Here is a 15,369-nt window from a genome sequence, read left to right on the forward strand (position 1 = left end):
CCGCCATGCATCATAGCGAAATCAAGGCCGAGGTACGAAAGCTGATCGCCGACGGCACCGTGCTTCCGGCGCATCCGCTCGCGCTCGACGCCAAGCGCGCACTCGATGTACGGCATCAGCGGGCGCTGACGCGCTATTACCTCGATGCTGGCGCCGGAGGATTGGCCGTGGGCGTGCACACCACGCAATTCGCGATCCGCGACGTCGGAATGTACCGTCCGGTGCTGGAGCTGGCGGCCGAGACCGCCGCTTCATGGACCAAACGGCCGGTCGCGATGGTCGCAGGCCTGGCCGGTCCAACGCAGCAAGCCATCGCAGAAGCGCAGACCGCGCGTAGCATCGGCTATCACGCCGGCCTGCTCAGCCTGGCTGCGATGAAATCGGCATCCGAGGACGACATCATTGCGCATTGCGAGGCAGTGGCACGCGAGATCCCGCTGGTCGGCTTCTATTTGCAGCCGGCCGTCGGCGGCGTGATCCTCAGCGCCGATTTCTGGAAGCGCTTTGCGGCCATCGATAACGTCATCGCGATCAAGATCGCTCCGTTCAACCGCTATCGGACGCTGGACGTGCTGCGTGGGGTGGCTGCAGCGAACGCACTTGACCGCGTCGCGCTCTATACCGGCAACGACGATCACATCCTGCTTGACCTCACTTTGCCGTTCGACCTCCGCGACAAGGGCGTCACCACGCGAGCGTACTTCAAGGGCGGCCTGCTCGGGCACTGGTCGGTATGGACCGCGAGCGCGATCAAGCAGTTCGAGATGTGCAAGGCGGCACGCGGCAAGGATACCGTGCCGGCCGACCTGCTGGCGCTCGACGCGCGTGTCACCGACTGCAACAGCGCGTTCTTCGATGTTGCCAACAATTTTCACGGCTGCATCGCAGGTTGCCACGAAATCCTGCGGCGGCAAGGATTGATGCAAGGTCTCTGGTGTCTCGACCCCGCAGAAGGGCTGAGCCCGGGCCAGATGCAGGAGATCGACCGCGTCTGCCGCGAGCATGCCGATCTCTCCGACGACGGCTTCGTGAAGGCGAACCTGCAGAAATGGCTGGCATGACGGCGGACGAGCCCTTCATCAGCCTGCGCAACGTCCGCAAGGTCTATCGGTCGAGGGCTACGGAATTCCTCGCCGTCTCCGACGTCACCATGGACGTCAAGGAAGGCGAACTGGTGTCGCTGGTCGGCCCGTCCGGCTGCGGCAAGACAACCGTGCTCAAGATCCTGGCCGGATTGCATGACGCCGACGGCGGCACGATCAAGATCGGTAGCGCGAAGACGCCGTTTGATCCGGCGCGCGACATCGGCATGGTGTTCCAGCAGGCCCTGCTGCTGAAATGGCGAACCATTTTGGACAACGTGCTGCTGCCGGCCGAAATCGTCGGCCTGCCGATGAAGGCCGCGCGGAGCCGCGCCCGCGATCTGCTCAACCTGGTCGGACTGGCTGGCTACGAGGATAAATATCCGCAGCAATTGTCCGGCGGCATGCAGCAGCGCACGGCGATTGCGCGCGCCTTCATCCACGATCCCAAGCTGATCCTGATGGACGAGCCGTTCGGCGCGCTAGACGCGCTGACCCGCGAGCAGATGAATCTCGAAATGCTGCGGATCTGGCGCGAAAGCGGCAAGACCATCCTGTTCGTGACGCACTCGATCCAGGAAGCGGTGTTCCTCGCCTCGCATTGCGCCGTGCTCACCGCAGGTCCGGCGCGAATGGCGGAATATTTCCCGATCGAGCTGCCATTTCCCCGCGCATTGCCGATCAAGACCACGGATGAGTTCGGTGCCTATGCGCGGCGAATCTACGCGAGTCTGGGATTGAGCCCGAGCGCATAGCCCTGCAGGCGCCAGGACTTCGGCGGCTCGCCTCGCATACGCATCATGCAACTGAGAGCCTGTGGCCGGCGCCGCGTCCGTAGTACACGCCACCCCAGGGCACGTCCGCCCCGGCGTGGAGAGCCCGACAGAATGTCCGCAGACTTAGCCCCCAAATCATCCCCCACGCCCATCGATGGCTTGCCGCCGGAACTCAGGCGGCGCTGGGCGGTGGCGGCGATCTTCACCGCGCTGGCACTGGCCTCGCTGGATACCGCGATCGCCAATATCGCGCTGCCCGCCATCGCGGCCGACCTCCATGTCAGCCCGGCCGACGTGGTCTGGGTCGTCAATATCTACCAGATCGCCTTGGTCGCGACGCTGCTGCCGCTCGGCGCACTCGGCGAAATCGTCGGTCATCAGCGGATCTATATCGGCGGCCTCGTGCTGTTCACGCTGGCCTCGCTCGGCTGCGCCTTGGCATGGTCGCTGCCGAGCCTGACGGCGGCGCGGGCGCTGCAGGGGCTGGGCGCCAGCGGCATCATGAGCGTGAACGCGGCGCTGGTCCGTTTCGTCTATCCGACCCACATGCTGGGGCGCGGCTTCGGCCATAACGCGCTCGTGGTCGGAACGGCATTCACTTTCGGTCCGACGATTGCGTCCGCGATCCTTGCGATCGGAACGTGGCCGTGGCTGTTCGCGATCAACCTTCCCTTCGGCCTGATCGCAATCTGGATCGGCCTGAAGACGTTGCCCAGAACGCCGCGCGCGAAACACGCGTTCGATTTTGCGAGCGCAGCGCTGACCGCAAGCTGTCTCGGGCTATTCATCATCGGCATCGGAAGCGCGGCACATCAGGCGCCGCCCTTCCTTGTCGGAGTGGCGCTTGGCGCAGCATTGCTGCTCGGCTGGATCATGACCCGACGGGATGCGGATCATCCGGCGCCGATGTTGCCGATCGACCTGTTCCGGCGGCCGATGTTCGCGTTGTCGGCCGCCACGTCGGTCTGCACATTCGCGGTGCAGGGACTGGCCTTCGTTTCGCTGCCCTTCTACTTCGAGGACGTGCTGCACCGGTCCCAGGTCGAAACCGGCTTCTTCATGACGCCCTGGCCATTGGTGGTGGCGATCATGGCGCCGATCGGGGGCCGGCTCTCCGATCGCTATCCTGTCGGCATTCTCGGCGGCCTCGGGCTGGTATTGCTCGGCATCGGCATGGCCCTGCTCGCAACGCTGCCTTCGGACCCTAGCGTTGCCAACATCGTCTGGCGCACGGTGATTTGCGGAATCGGATTCGGCTTCTTTCAAACGCCGAATTTGCGGGCGCTGATGTCGAGCGCGCCGCCGCACCGCAGCGGCAGCGCGAGCGGCATCGTCGCAACCGCTCGTCTGACCGGGCAGACACTCGGCGCCGCGCTCGCGGCCCTTTGCTTTGCGCTGGCCGGTCACGAGGGTGCGACGGTTGCGTTGATGCTCGGGGCCGGATTCGCCACGCTCGGAAGCCTGATGAGTTTCCTGCGTCTGACGGTGGGCACCGAAAAGACATGATGCAACGCAGGGACACGCCCCGTTCGCTGCGCCTCGAACCCGGTTCTGATTGAATCAGAACCGGGCTCTTTTGACGCGTTTTCTTGATGCGAACCGGTGTCGCTTGAAAACGCTCTAATTGAGCGCCCAAAGATAAGCCAGGGTTGCCGCGATCCCAAGACCCGTTCTGACCGCGTGCAACCCTCCCCACTTCACGATCAGCGCACGTGACTGCGGGCCGGCGTCCTTCTCGTCGATAGCGTTCAGCAGGCGGTTGGTCGGCATGATGCCGATCAGCGTATAGGGCCAGTTGGCGAGAATGAGCACCGCGCCGACGATCCAGCGCCAATCCCGCGTCAGCCAGGCAGCGGTCAGGCCGAGCACGCCGGAAATGACTGCGCAACTCGCCTGCATCGCAAAGCCGCGCGCGTAGCTTGGTTTCCACTGCCTCAAGAGGCCCCGGTCATCGAGGCCGAGACGCGCCGGCTGTTCGGCGAAATTGATGAAGAAGGCGGCACCGGCGAACGCCGCCGCGACGACCATTGCAAGCTGTCCTGCAAACATTATTCACTCCACACTCGTTTTGCCTATTGACAATATATTGTCATTTTGGATACTAATTGTCAAATGACAACGAAACGACATACGCCCGGCGGTCGGGCCCTGACCGAGCTGGTTCTCGCCGTGTTCCGCCTCAATGGACGCCTGCTCGCGGCCGGTGACCGGCTTGTTTCGGACCTCGGCCTCACCAGCGCGCGCTGGCAGGTGCTGGGCGCAATCGCGCTTGCGCCAAGTCCGCAACCGGTGGCCTGGCTTGCGCGCAGCATGGGACTCAATCGACAGGGAGTTCAGCGCATTGTGAACGAGATGGCAGAGGATGGCCTCGTGGAGCTGCGGCCCAATCCAAATCACCGCCGGGCGCACCTCGTCGCGCTAACCAGGCGTGGGCAGGATGCCTTCGAAACCGCCAGCGCGCTCCAGGTTCCGTGGGCAAATGCCCTTGCGAAGGGGTTTAGTCCCGATGAGCTCGCCGCGATGACCCGTATCGCGAAGCTGCTGAGCGAGCGCCTTGATAAGTCCGCCTAGCCTCTATCCCCCGAACGAAGGACACCCGATCGGCCAGGTTGCGGAAACCTGGCGTAACACCGGCGAATCGACTTTCTTCCCGTTCGTCAAGTGCGCGTTTTCTTGATTTGAACTGTTCTATTTTCTCGGATCACATCGCGCCCGGTTCAATTGGCGAATTGGACTCAAAAAGGGACATGCGATGGCAAACCTCACAATCAACGGCAAAACAATCAATGTGGACGTCGAAGACGACACGCCACTGCTCTGGGCTATCAGGGAGAATGTCGGGCTGACCGGCACCAAATATGGGTGCGGTATTGCACTGTGCGGCGCCTGCACAGTTCACGTCGACGGGGTCGCGATGCGCTCCTGCGGCATGACGGTCAGCGAGGCCGTCGGCAAGCAGATCACCACGATCGAAGGTCTCGCCTCAGAAGGCGCGTTGCACAAGGTGCAGCAGGCATGGGTAGCTAACGACGTTCCGCAATGCGGCTTTTGCCAGAGCGGCATGATCATGGCGGTCGCAGCCCTTCTCAAGGAAAAGCCGAAGCCGACCGACCAGGATATCAACGAGGCCATCACCAATATCTGCCGATGCGGGACCTTCCAGCAGGTCCGCGAGGCGATCCACGCCGCCGCGAACGCTTGAGGGGGACGCCATGAACAAGCACGTCATGCCCAAACTCAATCGCCGCAGCTTTGTGATCGGCACGGCTGCCGCCGGCGCCGGCCTCGCACTCGGTCTTGATATTCCCTTTGGCGGACCGAACGTGGTTCGCGCCGCCGACGGCTCGCCCGAGATCAATGCCTGGGTGGTGATCCGTCCCGATGACACCGTCGTGATCCGCATCGCCCGCTCGGAGATGGGACAGGGCTCGCTCACCGGCCTCGCGCAACTCGTCGCGGAAGAGCTTGAATGCGACTGGTCGAAGGTCACCACCGAATATCCCACGCCGGGTCAAAGTGTCGCACGCAAGCGCACCTGGGGCGACTTCTCGACCGGCGGCAGCCGCGGCATCCGCGCCAGTCATGAATATGTCCGCAAGGGCGGCGCCACCGCGCGCATGATGCTGGTGCAGGCCGCCGCGAACGAATGGAAGGTGCCGGCCTCGGAATGCACTGCCGCCAACAGCGTGATCACCCACACGCGGTCAGGCAGAACCACGACCTATGGCAAGGTGGTGGAAGCGGCAGCCAAGCTCGAGCCGCCGGCGGACGTGAAGTTGAAAGATCCCAAGGACTGGAAGCTCGCCGGCAAGTCCCTGAAGCGGCTTGATACGGTGGAGAAGACCACCGGCGCGATGATCTACAGCATCGATGTCAAGCTGCCGGGCATGCTCAACGCCGCGATCAAGGATTGTCCCGTCTTCGGCGGCAAGCTGAAGAGCTACGACGAAGCCAAGGTCGCGGGCATGAAGGGCGTCAAAAAGGTCGTCCGTGTCGGCGACACCGCCGTCGCCGTCATTGCCGATACCTGGTGGCACGCCAAGACCGCGCTGGATGCGTTGCCGGTCGTCTGGGACGAAGGCGAGAACGCCAAAGTCTCCAGTGACTCGATCGCCAAATGGCTGGCCGAAGGCCTCGACAACGCCCAGCCGGCTTACATCGGCAACCAGAACGGCGACGCCAAGGCCACGATTGCCTCGGCCGCCAAGAAGGTCGAGGCGGTCTACAACTATCCCTACCAGAACCACGCCACGATGGAGCCGCTCAATGCCACGGCGATCTATACGCCTGACAAATGCGAGGTCTGGTGCGGTACGCAGAACGGCGAAGCGGCATTAGCCGCTGTGCTGGAAGCATCGGGATTGCCGGCCGAAAAATGCGATGTGCACAAGCATATGGTCGGCGGCGGCTTCGGCCGCCGCGGCATGACCGATTATGTCCGGCAGGCGGTTCTGATCGCCAAGCAGATGCCGGGCACACCGGTCAAGCTGTTGTGGTCGCGCGAAGAGGACATGCTGCACGGGAAATATCATCCGGTCACGCAATGCAAACTCACCGGCGCCTTCGACGCCAATAACAATCTGACGGCGCTGCATGTCAGAATATCAGGACAGTCGATCCTGTCCTCGGCGCGTCCGGCAGCATTGGAAAACGGCAAGGACCCGGTGGTGTTCCAAGGACTCAATGCCACGGGCGAGGCAGCGATCGGCTACAGCGTACCGAATTTGCTGATCGAGCACGCGATGCGCAATCCGCATGTCCCGCCCGGCTTCTGGCGCGGCGTCAACCTCAATCACAACGCGATCTACCTGGAATGCTTCATGGATGAGCTCGCCAATGCAGTGGGCCAGGATCCCCTGGAATTCCGCCGCAAGCTGATGAGCAAGCATCCGAAGCACCTCGCCGTGCTCAATGCGGTGGCCGAGAAGATCGGCTGGGGCAAACCTGCGCCGCAAGGCGTCCATCGCGGCATCGCGCAGGTGATGGGCTTCGGCAGCTATGTCGCAGGTGCCGCGGAAATCTCAGTCACCGACGACGGCAAGATCAAGGTGCATCGCATCGTCGCCTCGACCGATCCGGGCTATATCGTCAACCCGGCGCAGGTCGAGCGGCAGATTGCCGGCTCCTTCGTCTATGGCCTGTCCGCCCTGTTCTATGGCGGCTGCACGGTGAAGGACGGCAAGATCGAGCAGACCAACTTCGACACCTACGATTCAATGCGCATTGCCGCGATGCCGAAGGTGGAAAGCGTCATGCTGCCGAGCGGCGGCTTCTGGGGCGGCGTCGGCGAGCCGACCATCGGCGTCGCCGCACCCGCGGTGCTCAACGCCTACTTCGCCGCAACCGGCAAGCGGATCCGTTCGGTCCCGCTGAAGGACCAGAACATCACGTTTGCCTGACAATAACAGCGGCGGCCTCTCCGGCCGCCGCTCGCTCATCGAGAGATTTCTGATGAATGCCTTGCGTGTCGTCATCGGGCTGGCAACGGTCATGGCGTCGAGCCTGCCGGTGCTTGCGGCTTCCGACCCCCCGCCCGGTGCGGCGTCCTGCTCCGGCTGCCACTCCGGTGGGGTGACCGGTTCGTCCGTTTCGCGGCTGAACGGCCGCGACGCCGGCGAGATCGCGACCGCGATGGCTGGATTTCGCGACGGCTCGCTTCCCGCTACGGTAATGAACCGCATCGCCAAGGGCTTTTCCGACGATGAGTTGCGCGCGATGGCGGCGTGGCTCGCTGCACAAAAGTAAGGGGCCGCCAGCATGGGCGTTAGCCGTCGCATCAGCCGCCGGAAGTTCTGTAGCACGAGCGCGGCCGCCGCAGTGACGGCCTTGGCGTCTCCACTGCCCGCGTTGGCGCAATCCGCGGCGCGCATCGTCGTGATCGGCGGCGGTTTCGGTGGTGCGAGTTGTGCGCGCACGCTGAAACAGATTGATCCGAAATTGCAGGTCACACTGGTCGAGCCGAACCGGACCTTCACCGCCTGCCCGTTCAGCAACAATGTCATCGCCGGACTGCGTTCGATCGAGGAACAAAAATTCGGTTACGACAAGATCGCCGCCAGCGGCATCACCGTGGTGGCGCTGGAAGCAACGACCATCAATGCAGCCGCGCGGACCGTGGGGCTCGCCGACGGCACCTCGCTCGCCTACGACCGGCTGGTGCTGTCTCCCGGAATCGAACTGCGTTTCGACGCCCTGCCGGGCTACGACGAAGCCGCCGCGGCGAAGATGCCGCATGCCTGGAAAGCCGGCGAGCAAACGCTGTTGCTGCGCAAGCAACTCGAGGCCATGGACGATGGCGGCCTGGTGGTGATCACAGCTCCCGCCAACCCTTTCCGTTGCCCGCCGGGACCTTACGAACGGGCCTGCCTGATTGCGCACTATCTGAAGACCAAGAAGCCGCGTTCGAAGCTGATCATCCTTGACGCAAAGGACGCGTTCTCCAAGCAGCGTCTGTTTCAGAACGCCTGGAAGGAGCTTTACCCGGGGATGGTCGAATGGATATCGCTATCGCAGGGCGGCAAGGTGAATGCCGTCGATCCGGCGACCAACACTCTGATCACCGATTTCGGCAATCACACCGCCCAGGTGGCCAACGTTATTCCGCCGCAACGGGCCGGCCGCATCGCGGCTATTGCGGGCGCGACCGATAACACGGGCTGGTGCGCGATCGATCCTGTCACTTTCGAATCCAGATCGGCGCCGAACATCCATGTCATCGGCGACGCCTGTCTCGCCGGCGCGATGCCAAAATCCGCATTCTCGGCGAATGCGCAGGCCAAGACTTGCGCAAACGCGATTGCCACACTGGTCGCCGGCGGATCGCCAGCCGCGCCGAAGCTGATCAATACGTGCTACAGTCTGGCAGCCCCGGACTATGGCATCTCGATTGCCGGTGTATACCATCCGAAGAACGGATTGCTTGCCGACGTTGAAGGCGCCGGCGGCGTTAGTCCGCTGGAGGCGTCACGCGATTTCCGCGCCCGCGAGGCCGACTATGCGCAATCCTGGTTCGCGACCATTACGGCGGAAGTCTTTGGCTAGACGCACCTATCGCATGTTGGATCCGGTTCTTGCTGGAGTTCTCCTCGTGCTGCCCGGCTGCGCCGCCGCAACGGAACTTCGCGGCTATACCGTCACTGACGATGCCATTCCGCAGTCGCTGACGGGCACGGCCGGCGATGCGACGCGCGGCCGCGCCCTCGTCGTCGAACGTTCCAGCACTTGCATCCTGTGCCACAACGGCCCATTTCCCGAACAGAAATTCCAGGGCGACCTGGCGCCTGATCTTTCCGGTTCCGGCAGCCGCTGGTCCGAAGGTCAGCTTCGGCTTCGGCTGGTGGATGCCTCTCGTCTCAATGCCGCGACGATCATGCCGTCCTATTACCGCGTTGACGGCCTCACTCGCGTCGGGACGCTGTGGCGCGGCAAGCCGATCCTGTCGGCCGAACAGATCGAGGATATCGTGGCGTATCTCGCAAGCTTACGCGAATAGGAAGGTCCGATGCATCCACCACCGAATTCGACACGCCGCCAGTTTCTCGGCCTCGCCGGAGCGGCAGCCGTGCTTGGCACGGCCCCCGTCGTCACGCCTCGGCCTGCCGAGGCGACGCCCGAGATGCTCGCTTCCGCCATCCGCAATGTCACCGGCGGCGCTGCGGTGAAAACCGGCAAGGTCAAGCTCGACGTGCCGCCCTTGGTCGAGAACGGCAACACCGTGCCGCTGACTGTGAGTGTCGCCCACCCGATGGCGCCGGAGGACCACGTCAGCAGCATCCACGTTTTCAACGAGAAGAACCCGCAGCCGAACGTCGCCAACTTCCACCTCGGCCCTCATGCCGGCCGCGCGCAGGTTTCGACCCGCATTCGCCTCACCGACAGCCAGAAGGTCGTCGCGATCGCCAAGCTCTCGGACGGGTCGTTCTGGTCGGCCAGCGTCGACGTCGTGGTGACACTGGCGGCCTGCACCGAGGAGGTGATCTGATGGCTTCCGCGCTGATCAACGTTCCGGCCAAAGCCAAACGCGGCGACATTATCGAGATCAAGACGCTGATGTCGCACATCATGGAGTCAGGCTATCGCCATAAGGCGTCAGGTGAATCTGTGCCGCGCGACATCATCACGAGCTTTACCTGCCGCTTCAACGGCGCTGAAATCTTCCGCGCCGATTTGTTCCCGGCGATTGCTGCCAACCCGTTCTTCTCCTTCTTCACGACCGTGACCGAAAGCGGCAAGTTCGAGTTCGAATGGATCGGCGACAAGGGTTTTTCCGAGACCGCTTCCGCCTCGATCTCGGTCGAATGAGATTTTTGGGCGCCATAGCCGCCGCACTGCTGGTGGTGGGCGCCGTCGGAGCTGCCGAGATCCCGCAAGCCGACCGCCGTTCCGGCTACAGCTTCATGAAGCCGGACACAAAAACGATGCAGGACGACGACACCGCCAATCCCGGCATGCTCTGGGTGCTCAATGGCGAGACATTGTGGAACCGCAAGACAGGCGCCGCCGACAAAGCGTGCGCCGATTGCCATGGCAATGCACGCGCAAGCATGAAGGGCGTGGCCGCCCGCTACCCCGCGTTCGACAAGGCAACCGGCCGCCCGATCGATCTGGAACAGCGCATCAATTCGTGCCGCACCAACCACCAACAGGCGACGCCGCTGCCGTTCGAGAGCCGCGAGTTGCTGGCGCTGACAGCCTTTGTCGCAAGGCAATCACAGGGCGCTCCGATCGAAACCGGAGCCGACCCGCAGCTCGCGCCGTTCGTCGCCAAAGGACGCGAGCTCTACATGCAACGGCAGGGCCAGCTCAATCTCGGCTGTACCCATTGCCATGACGACAATTGGGACAAGCGACTCGCCGGCGCCGCGATCACACAAGGACACCCGACCGGTTACCCGCTCTACCGGCTGGAATGGCAATCGCTGGGCTCGCTGCAGCGACGCCTGCGCGCCTGCATCACCGGCATCCGCGCGCAGGCCTATGATTACGGCGCGCCGGAACTGGTTGAACTGGAATTATACCTGATGTCGCGGGCGCGCGGGATGGCGATGGAAGCGCCGGCGGTGCGGCCTTAGGGAGGTGCGGCGCGGCACCATATGTCCCTCATTCTCGTTACCGCTCCGCGAACGCCTTCTCGACCACGAACTGTGCCGGCTCGCCGTGATTGCCCTCGGCAAAACCCTTGCCGATGAGCAGCGCGCGCGTGTCCGTCACCAGCGCCGGGCTGCCGCAGATCATGACGCGGTCATGCGCTGGATCGAGCGTGGCCAGCCCGATGTCGGCGAACAGTTTTCCTGAAGTGATCAAATCGGTGATGCGGCCGCGGTTGCGGAAGGGATCGCGGGTCACGGTCGGATAATAGATCAGCTGGTTGCGAACATATTCGCCGATCAGCTCGTCGTTCGGCAGCTTTTCGGTGATCATCTCGCCATAGGCGAGTTCGGCGACGCGGCGGCAGCCGTGCAGCAGCACCACCTTCTCGAACCGCTCATAGGTCTCGGGGTCCTTGATCACGGAAAGGAACGGCGCCAGCCCGGTGCCGGTCCCGATCAGATAGAGGTTGCGGCCGTCCTCGAGGTTATCGATGACCAGCGTACCGGTCGCCTTGCGGCTGACGATGATTTCGTCGCCCTGCTTCAGGTGTTGGAGGCGCGAGGTGAGCGGGCCATCCGGCACCTTGATCGAGAAGAATTCGAGCCGGTCCTCGTAATTGGCGCTGGCGACCGAGTAGGCGCGGAGCAGCGGCTTCTCGCCGACCTTCAGGCCGATCATCGTGAACTCGCCATTGCGGAAACGGAACGAGGGATCGCGTGTGGTGGTGAAGCTGAACAGCGTATCGGTCCAGTGATGAACGCTCAGCACGCTTTCCTGGTTGAAATTGCTCATCGCACCGTTCCCTGACTTGCAAGCCGGATTGACCGGTTAAATCATTCGTATACGATCATTCGTATACAAACGAATAATCCAGCTTGATCCGATCGTCAAGCCGGGCAGAATGTCCGGCGAAGGCATTGAAGCAAAAGGAAAAACCATGGCCCACGACGCACCCCAGGCGACCGGTCCGAACAAGCTGGTGATCCGCAATATCGGGCTCGTGCTGTCGGGGGCTTTGGAAAAGCCGATCCTGGATGCCGACACGATCGTGGCCGAGAGCGGCAAGATCACAGCCGTCGGCCGCTTCAAGGACTGCAATACAGAGGGCGCCACCACGACAGTCGATGCCAACGGCACCACCGTCGCGCCCGGATTGATCGACAGCCACGTCCATCCCGTCGCCGGCGACTGGACGCCGCGGCAGAACCAGGTCAACTGGATCGACAGCTATCTCCATGGCGGCGTGACCACCATGATCTCGGCCGGCGAGGTCCACATGCCCGGCCGCCCGCGCGACGTCGTAGGCCTGAAGGCGATGGCGATCTTTGCGCAGCGCGCGTTTTGGACGCTGCGGCCAGGCGGGGTGAAGGTGCATGCCGGCGCGCCGGTGATCGAATGCGAAATGGTGGAGGACGATTTCAAGGAGATGGCCGCGGCCGGCGTCAAGCTGCTCGGCGAGGTCGGCCTCGGCGGCGTCAAGGACGGCCCGACCGCGCGCAAAATGGTCGGCTGGGCGCGCAAATACGGCATCCAAAGCACGATCCATACCGGCGGACCTTCAATTCCCGGCTCCGGCCTGATCGACAAGGATGTGGTGCTGGAAGCCGACACCGACGTGGTCGGTCATATCAATGGCGGCCATACCGCGCTGCCCGACGACCAGATCCGCTGCATCTGCGAGGGCTGCAAACGCGGGTTGGAGCTGGTTCACAACGGCAACGAGCGCTCGGCGCTGTTCACGTTGCGCACCGCGCGCGAGATGGGTGACCTCCATCGCGTCATCCTCGGCACCGACGCGCCGGCCGGCTCCGGCGTGCAGCCGCTCGGCATTTTGCGAATGGTCTCGATGCTGTCGTCACTCGGCGAACTGCCGGCCGAACTCGCCTTCTGCCTTGCGACCGGCAATACCGCGCGCATGCGCGAACTCGACTGCGGAATCATCGAAATCGGCCGCTCCGCGGACTTCGTCCTGATGGACAAGGCCCAGCATTCCCCCGGCAAGAACATTCTGGAGAGTGTGCAACTCGGCGACCTCCCCGGCATCGGCATGACCATCATCGATGGCATCGTCCGCACCCAGCGCAGCCGCAACACGCCGCCCGCCGGCAAGGTGCCGGAGATCGTCAGCGGACATTGATGCCGGTCGCCCTGCGAGTGCGCCGGGCGACTATACCCTCGGACGTGATGAGCGAACTGCCGGTCAGGCCTCATTTTTTGTGAGATCACTCACACTTAGCCCCTACGAACCGCGTGGAACCCGCGCACGGCTGCTTGCGGCGAACAGCCACCATGGTACGCTGTAGGTGCTGGAAAGATTGCTTGCCTCATACTGTATTTGTATTTGACAGTTGGGAGCCAATCCAAGCCATGGCCCAAATTCGTGACATCAAGTCAGGCCGACCGGGTGAGCGATCGCCCGAGCCAATGCCACGCCGCCTTGCGGCCATCGTGGCAGGCGACATCTCCGGTTACAGCCGCCTGATGCAGATCGACGAGGAAGGGACGCACAATCGCGTCAAGAGGATCGAGCGCGACCTCATCGAACCCAGCATCAGGGAACATCACGGCAGGCTGGTCAAAACCACGGGCGACGGCTTCATCGCCATTTTCGACAGCCCGGTCGAAGCCGTCCGATCGAGCATCGTGATCCAGCAAAATCTGGTTGGCCGCAATGCATCACTGCCCAAGCATCATTGGATCGAATATCGGATTGGCGTCAATCTTGGCGACGTGATTATAGAAACCGACGACGTCTATGGCGACGGCGTCAATATTGCCACGCGGCTTGAGGGCATAGCCCATCCCGGCGAAGTCTATATCTCCGGCGGCATTTATGAGCAGATAAAGCATAAGCTGGTTTGCGGATACGAGTCGCTCGGTGATCGAAAGGTCAAGAACATCACCGATCCCGTTCGGGTCTACCGCGTGCTTCCCGACCCCTCCGCCCTTAACGCATATCGGAACCGGCGCGAACGCGTTCTGATCCTCTTGCTCTGCATTGCGATGCTGACCATTGCGATCGGCACTCTCTGGTACATGTTCGCACCGCCCCGCAAGGCTATAAATCAGGCGTCGGCTCCCGTTTCATCTCCGGCGGAAGCGCCGAAGGCGCCTGCGCCTGCCGCGAAACAACCAGCGCCGGCGCCCCAACCTTCTCCTTCGCCACCTCAACAACAGGCAGCGCCGCTACCGCCGCCGGCGCCTCCCGCCGCACCCGAGACTCCGCCGACGACGCAAGCGGCCGCGCCGGTTCGAGAACCCGAGATGATTTCGCTTCGGGGCGGCAGCTTCGCGATGGGCAGCAACGAAGACGTTTCGGAAAGGCCGGTCCGTCAGGTAACGGTCAAGCCGTTTGCGATGGGGAAATTTCCCGTCACCGTGCAGGAATGGAACGCATGCGCCGCCGCAAAGGCATGCGGATTCACGGCAGCCGGAAAGGACGATGCGCCTGTTACAAACGTGAGTTGGAGCGATGCCAAGCAATATGTCGCATGGCTTGCGGAAACCACCGGAAAACCATATCGACTGCCGAGCGAAGCCGAATGGGAATATGCGGCGCGCGGCGGCACGCAGACCCGCTACTGGTGGGGCGATCAGTTTCAGCCCGGTATGGTCAATTGCAAGAACTGCAGCGACATTCCAGCGACCGACCAGCCGGTGAAGGTCGGCAGCCTCAAGCAAAATCCTTTTGGGCTGTTTGATATGGGCGGCGGCGTCGATCAATGGGTCGAAGATTGCTGGCACAGAAATTATCAGGGCGCGCCAGGAGACGGGTCAGCATGGGTCGAGAATGCATGTTCCTCGCATGTCATCCGCTCCGGCTCCTGGAGGAAGGACTCAGCCTATGCCCGCGTATCAAACCGCGGCAGCTATGATACCAACGTGCGATATCCCACTCACGGCTTCCGCGTCGCGCTATCTCTCAAGTAGTAGCCTTAAGAGGGCGGTCATGAAGTTCATGCAGTGGATCGCTCTCTCAGCAGCGCTCACTTGCCTGCCGTTCGCCGCGTATGCTCAAGGGAAGCCCTCACACAAGGATGCCCTTCTCTATTTCGTGTGGCCGCAGGACGGCGCCGTCATCAAGGGCGGATTTTGGTGCCGCTTTGGTCTGCGCAACATGGGCGTAACCCACGCCGGCGACAACTACCCAAACAGCGGCCACCATCACCTGCTGATCGATGTGAATGAACCGCTCAATCCCAATGAAGAGATTCCGCAGGACAAATCGCACCTTCATTTTGGCGCGGGCCAGACCGAAGCCCGGATCGAGCTTCCGCCCGGCAAGCACACGCTTCAGCTCGTGCTGGGCGACGCCGGCCACTATCCGCACAATCCTCCGGTAGTCTCGAAGAAAATTACCATCACGGTCAAATAGAGCGGAGCCCCCTCCGCCGACTTTGATCATTCCAGGCAAACAGGGA

Annotated in this window: 17 protein-coding genes; 15 read left to right on the top strand and 2 right to left on the bottom strand. The window is 62.8% G+C overall.

What is annotated here, in order from left to right:
- Window positions 1–5: 5 nt before the first annotated feature.
- From V1273_RS25420 to V1273_RS25430, 3 genes are all read left to right on the top strand, one after another.
- On the top strand, window positions 6–1,061 hold the full coding sequence (locus V1273_RS25420; RefSeq protein ID WP_334411272.1) for a dihydrodipicolinate synthase family protein: 1,056 nt from the start codon (window positions 6–8) through the stop codon (window positions 1,059–1,061).
- Entirely contained in the window at window positions 1,049–1,837 is a 789-nt protein-coding gene (locus V1273_RS25425; protein ID WP_334381207.1) for an ABC transporter ATP-binding protein, read from the top strand. The genes V1273_RS25420 and V1273_RS25425 overlap by 13 nt, the downstream gene beginning before the upstream one ends.
- A 132-nt stretch (window positions 1,838–1,969) precedes the next feature.
- Entirely contained in the window at window positions 1,970–3,364 is a 1,395-nt protein-coding gene (locus tag V1273_RS25430; RefSeq protein WP_334411273.1) for an MFS transporter, read from the top strand.
- A gap of 114 nt (window positions 3,365–3,478) precedes the next feature.
- On the opposite strand, the gene V1273_RS25435 is transcribed toward V1273_RS25430, so the two are convergent.
- A complete protein-coding gene (locus V1273_RS25435; protein WP_057843208.1) occupies window positions 3,479–3,907 on the bottom strand; it encodes a DUF1772 domain-containing protein in 429 nt (142 codons plus the stop codon).
- 63 nt (window positions 3,908–3,970) lie between these two features.
- Here V1273_RS25435 and V1273_RS25440 point away from each other — a divergent pair, with 63 nt between their 5' ends.
- The 9 genes from V1273_RS25440 to soxA all read left to right on the top strand — a co-directional run bounded on the left by V1273_RS25440 (window position 3,971) and on the right by soxA (window position 10,929).
- Window positions 3,971–4,429 (top strand): MarR family winged helix-turn-helix transcriptional regulator, encoded by a 459-nt coding sequence (locus V1273_RS25440; RefSeq protein WP_334411275.1) that lies wholly within the window; start codon window positions 3,971–3,973, stop codon window positions 4,427–4,429.
- Between the two features lie 181 nt (window positions 4,430–4,610).
- Window positions 4,611–5,060, top strand: a complete 450-nt coding sequence (locus V1273_RS25445; protein ID WP_334363992.1) for a (2Fe-2S)-binding protein — start codon at window positions 4,611–4,613, stop codon at window positions 5,058–5,060.
- Window positions 5,061–5,070: 10 nt separating this feature from the next.
- The gene (locus tag V1273_RS25450; protein ID WP_334363993.1) at window positions 5,071–7,257 is read left to right on the top strand and encodes a xanthine dehydrogenase family protein molybdopterin-binding subunit; all 2,187 of its coding nucleotides are present in this window, start codon (window positions 5,071–5,073) and stop codon (window positions 7,255–7,257) included.
- 52 nt (window positions 7,258–7,309) lie between these two features.
- Window positions 7,310–7,603 (top strand): c-type cytochrome, encoded by a 294-nt coding sequence (locus V1273_RS25455; RefSeq protein ID WP_334363994.1) that lies wholly within the window; start codon window positions 7,310–7,312, stop codon window positions 7,601–7,603.
- A 12-nt stretch (window positions 7,604–7,615) separates the two neighbouring features.
- A complete protein-coding gene (locus tag V1273_RS25460; RefSeq protein ID WP_334411277.1) occupies window positions 7,616–8,899 on the top strand; it encodes an FCSD flavin-binding domain-containing protein in 1,284 nt (427 codons plus the stop codon).
- Between the two features lie 13 nt (window positions 8,900–8,912).
- The gene (soxX, locus tag V1273_RS25465) at window positions 8,913–9,350 is read left to right on the top strand and encodes a sulfur oxidation c-type cytochrome SoxX (protein ID WP_334411279.1); all 438 of its coding nucleotides are present in this window, start codon (window positions 8,913–8,915) and stop codon (window positions 9,348–9,350) included.
- 9 nt (window positions 9,351–9,359) lie between these two features.
- The gene (locus V1273_RS25470) at window positions 9,360–9,839 is read left to right on the top strand and encodes a SoxY-related AACIE arm protein (protein ID WP_334411280.1); all 480 of its coding nucleotides are present in this window, start codon (window positions 9,360–9,362) and stop codon (window positions 9,837–9,839) included.
- A complete protein-coding gene (gene soxZ, locus V1273_RS25475) occupies window positions 9,839–10,159 on the top strand; it encodes a thiosulfate oxidation carrier complex protein SoxZ (protein ID WP_334363998.1) in 321 nt (106 codons plus the stop codon). The genes V1273_RS25470 and soxZ overlap by 1 nt, the downstream gene beginning before the upstream one ends.
- Window positions 10,156–10,929, top strand: coding sequence for a sulfur oxidation c-type cytochrome SoxA (soxA, locus tag V1273_RS25480; RefSeq protein ID WP_334363999.1), 774 nt, complete (start codon window positions 10,156–10,158; stop codon window positions 10,927–10,929). The genes soxZ and soxA overlap by 4 nt, the downstream gene beginning before the upstream one ends.
- 37 nt (window positions 10,930–10,966) lie before the next feature.
- Here soxA and V1273_RS25485 read toward each other — a convergent pair whose 3' ends face one another.
- On the bottom strand, window positions 10,967–11,740 hold the full coding sequence (locus tag V1273_RS25485; RefSeq protein ID WP_334364000.1) for a ferredoxin--NADP reductase: 774 nt from the start codon (window positions 11,738–11,740) through the stop codon (window positions 10,967–10,969).
- Window positions 11,741–11,885: 145 nt separating this feature from the next.
- Here V1273_RS25485 and V1273_RS25490 point away from each other — a divergent pair, with 145 nt between their 5' ends.
- The 3 genes from V1273_RS25490 (at window position 11,886) to V1273_RS25500 (ending at window position 15,323) form a co-directional block, all read left to right on the top strand.
- Entirely contained in the window at window positions 11,886–13,085 is a 1,200-nt protein-coding gene (locus V1273_RS25490; protein WP_334364001.1) for an amidohydrolase family protein, read from the top strand.
- A 230-nt stretch (window positions 13,086–13,315) separates the two neighbouring features.
- Complete coding sequence (locus V1273_RS25495) at window positions 13,316–14,878, top strand: SUMF1/EgtB/PvdO family nonheme iron enzyme (RefSeq protein WP_334411281.1); 1,563 nt, start codon at window positions 13,316–13,318, stop codon at window positions 14,876–14,878.
- Between the two features lie 19 nt (window positions 14,879–14,897).
- On the top strand, window positions 14,898–15,323 hold the full coding sequence (locus V1273_RS25500) for a DUF4399 domain-containing protein (RefSeq protein WP_334411282.1): 426 nt from the start codon (window positions 14,898–14,900) through the stop codon (window positions 15,321–15,323).
- The last annotated feature ends 46 nt before the right edge of the window (window positions 15,324–15,369 follow it).

This window comes from Bradyrhizobium sp. AZCC 1721, from assembly GCF_036924715.1.
Classification (GTDB): Bacteria; Pseudomonadota; Alphaproteobacteria; order Rhizobiales; family Xanthobacteraceae; genus Bradyrhizobium.

Excerpts from the sequence above, each read along its gene's own strand:
- V1273_RS25420 (WP_334411272.1), top strand. The coding sequence starts at position 6 with ATGCATCATAGCGAAATCAAGGCCGAGGTACGAAAGCTGATCGCCGAC.
- V1273_RS25425 (WP_334381207.1), top strand. The coding sequence starts at position 1,049 with ATGGCTGGCATGACGGCGGACGAGCCCTTCATCAGCCTGCGCAACGTC.
- V1273_RS25430 (WP_334411273.1), top strand. The coding sequence starts at position 1,970 with ATGTCCGCAGACTTAGCCCCCAAATCATCCCCCACGCCCATCGATGGC.
- V1273_RS25435 (WP_057843208.1), bottom strand. The coding sequence starts at position 3,907 with ATGTTTGCAGGACAGCTTGCAATGGTCGTCGCGGCGGCGTTCGCCGGT.
- V1273_RS25440 (WP_334411275.1), top strand. The coding sequence starts at position 3,971 with ATGACAACGAAACGACATACGCCCGGCGGTCGGGCCCTGACCGAGCTG.
- V1273_RS25445 (WP_334363992.1), top strand. The coding sequence starts at position 4,611 with ATGGCAAACCTCACAATCAACGGCAAAACAATCAATGTGGACGTCGAA.
- V1273_RS25450 (WP_334363993.1), top strand. The coding sequence starts at position 5,071 with ATGAACAAGCACGTCATGCCCAAACTCAATCGCCGCAGCTTTGTGATC.
- V1273_RS25455 (WP_334363994.1), top strand. The coding sequence starts at position 7,310 with ATGAATGCCTTGCGTGTCGTCATCGGGCTGGCAACGGTCATGGCGTCG.
- V1273_RS25460 (WP_334411277.1), top strand. The coding sequence starts at position 7,616 with ATGGGCGTTAGCCGTCGCATCAGCCGCCGGAAGTTCTGTAGCACGAGC.
- soxX (WP_334411279.1), top strand. The coding sequence starts at position 8,913 with ATGTTGGATCCGGTTCTTGCTGGAGTTCTCCTCGTGCTGCCCGGCTGC.
- V1273_RS25470 (WP_334411280.1), top strand. The coding sequence starts at position 9,360 with ATGCATCCACCACCGAATTCGACACGCCGCCAGTTTCTCGGCCTCGCC.
- soxZ (WP_334363998.1), top strand. The coding sequence starts at position 9,839 with ATGGCTTCCGCGCTGATCAACGTTCCGGCCAAAGCCAAACGCGGCGAC.
- soxA (WP_334363999.1), top strand. The coding sequence starts at position 10,156 with ATGAGATTTTTGGGCGCCATAGCCGCCGCACTGCTGGTGGTGGGCGCC.
- V1273_RS25485 (WP_334364000.1), bottom strand. The coding sequence starts at position 11,740 with ATGAGCAATTTCAACCAGGAAAGCGTGCTGAGCGTTCATCACTGGACC.
- V1273_RS25490 (WP_334364001.1), top strand. The coding sequence starts at position 11,886 with ATGGCCCACGACGCACCCCAGGCGACCGGTCCGAACAAGCTGGTGATC.
- V1273_RS25495 (WP_334411281.1), top strand. The coding sequence starts at position 13,316 with ATGGCCCAAATTCGTGACATCAAGTCAGGCCGACCGGGTGAGCGATCG.
- V1273_RS25500 (WP_334411282.1), top strand. The coding sequence starts at position 14,898 with ATGAAGTTCATGCAGTGGATCGCTCTCTCAGCAGCGCTCACTTGCCTG.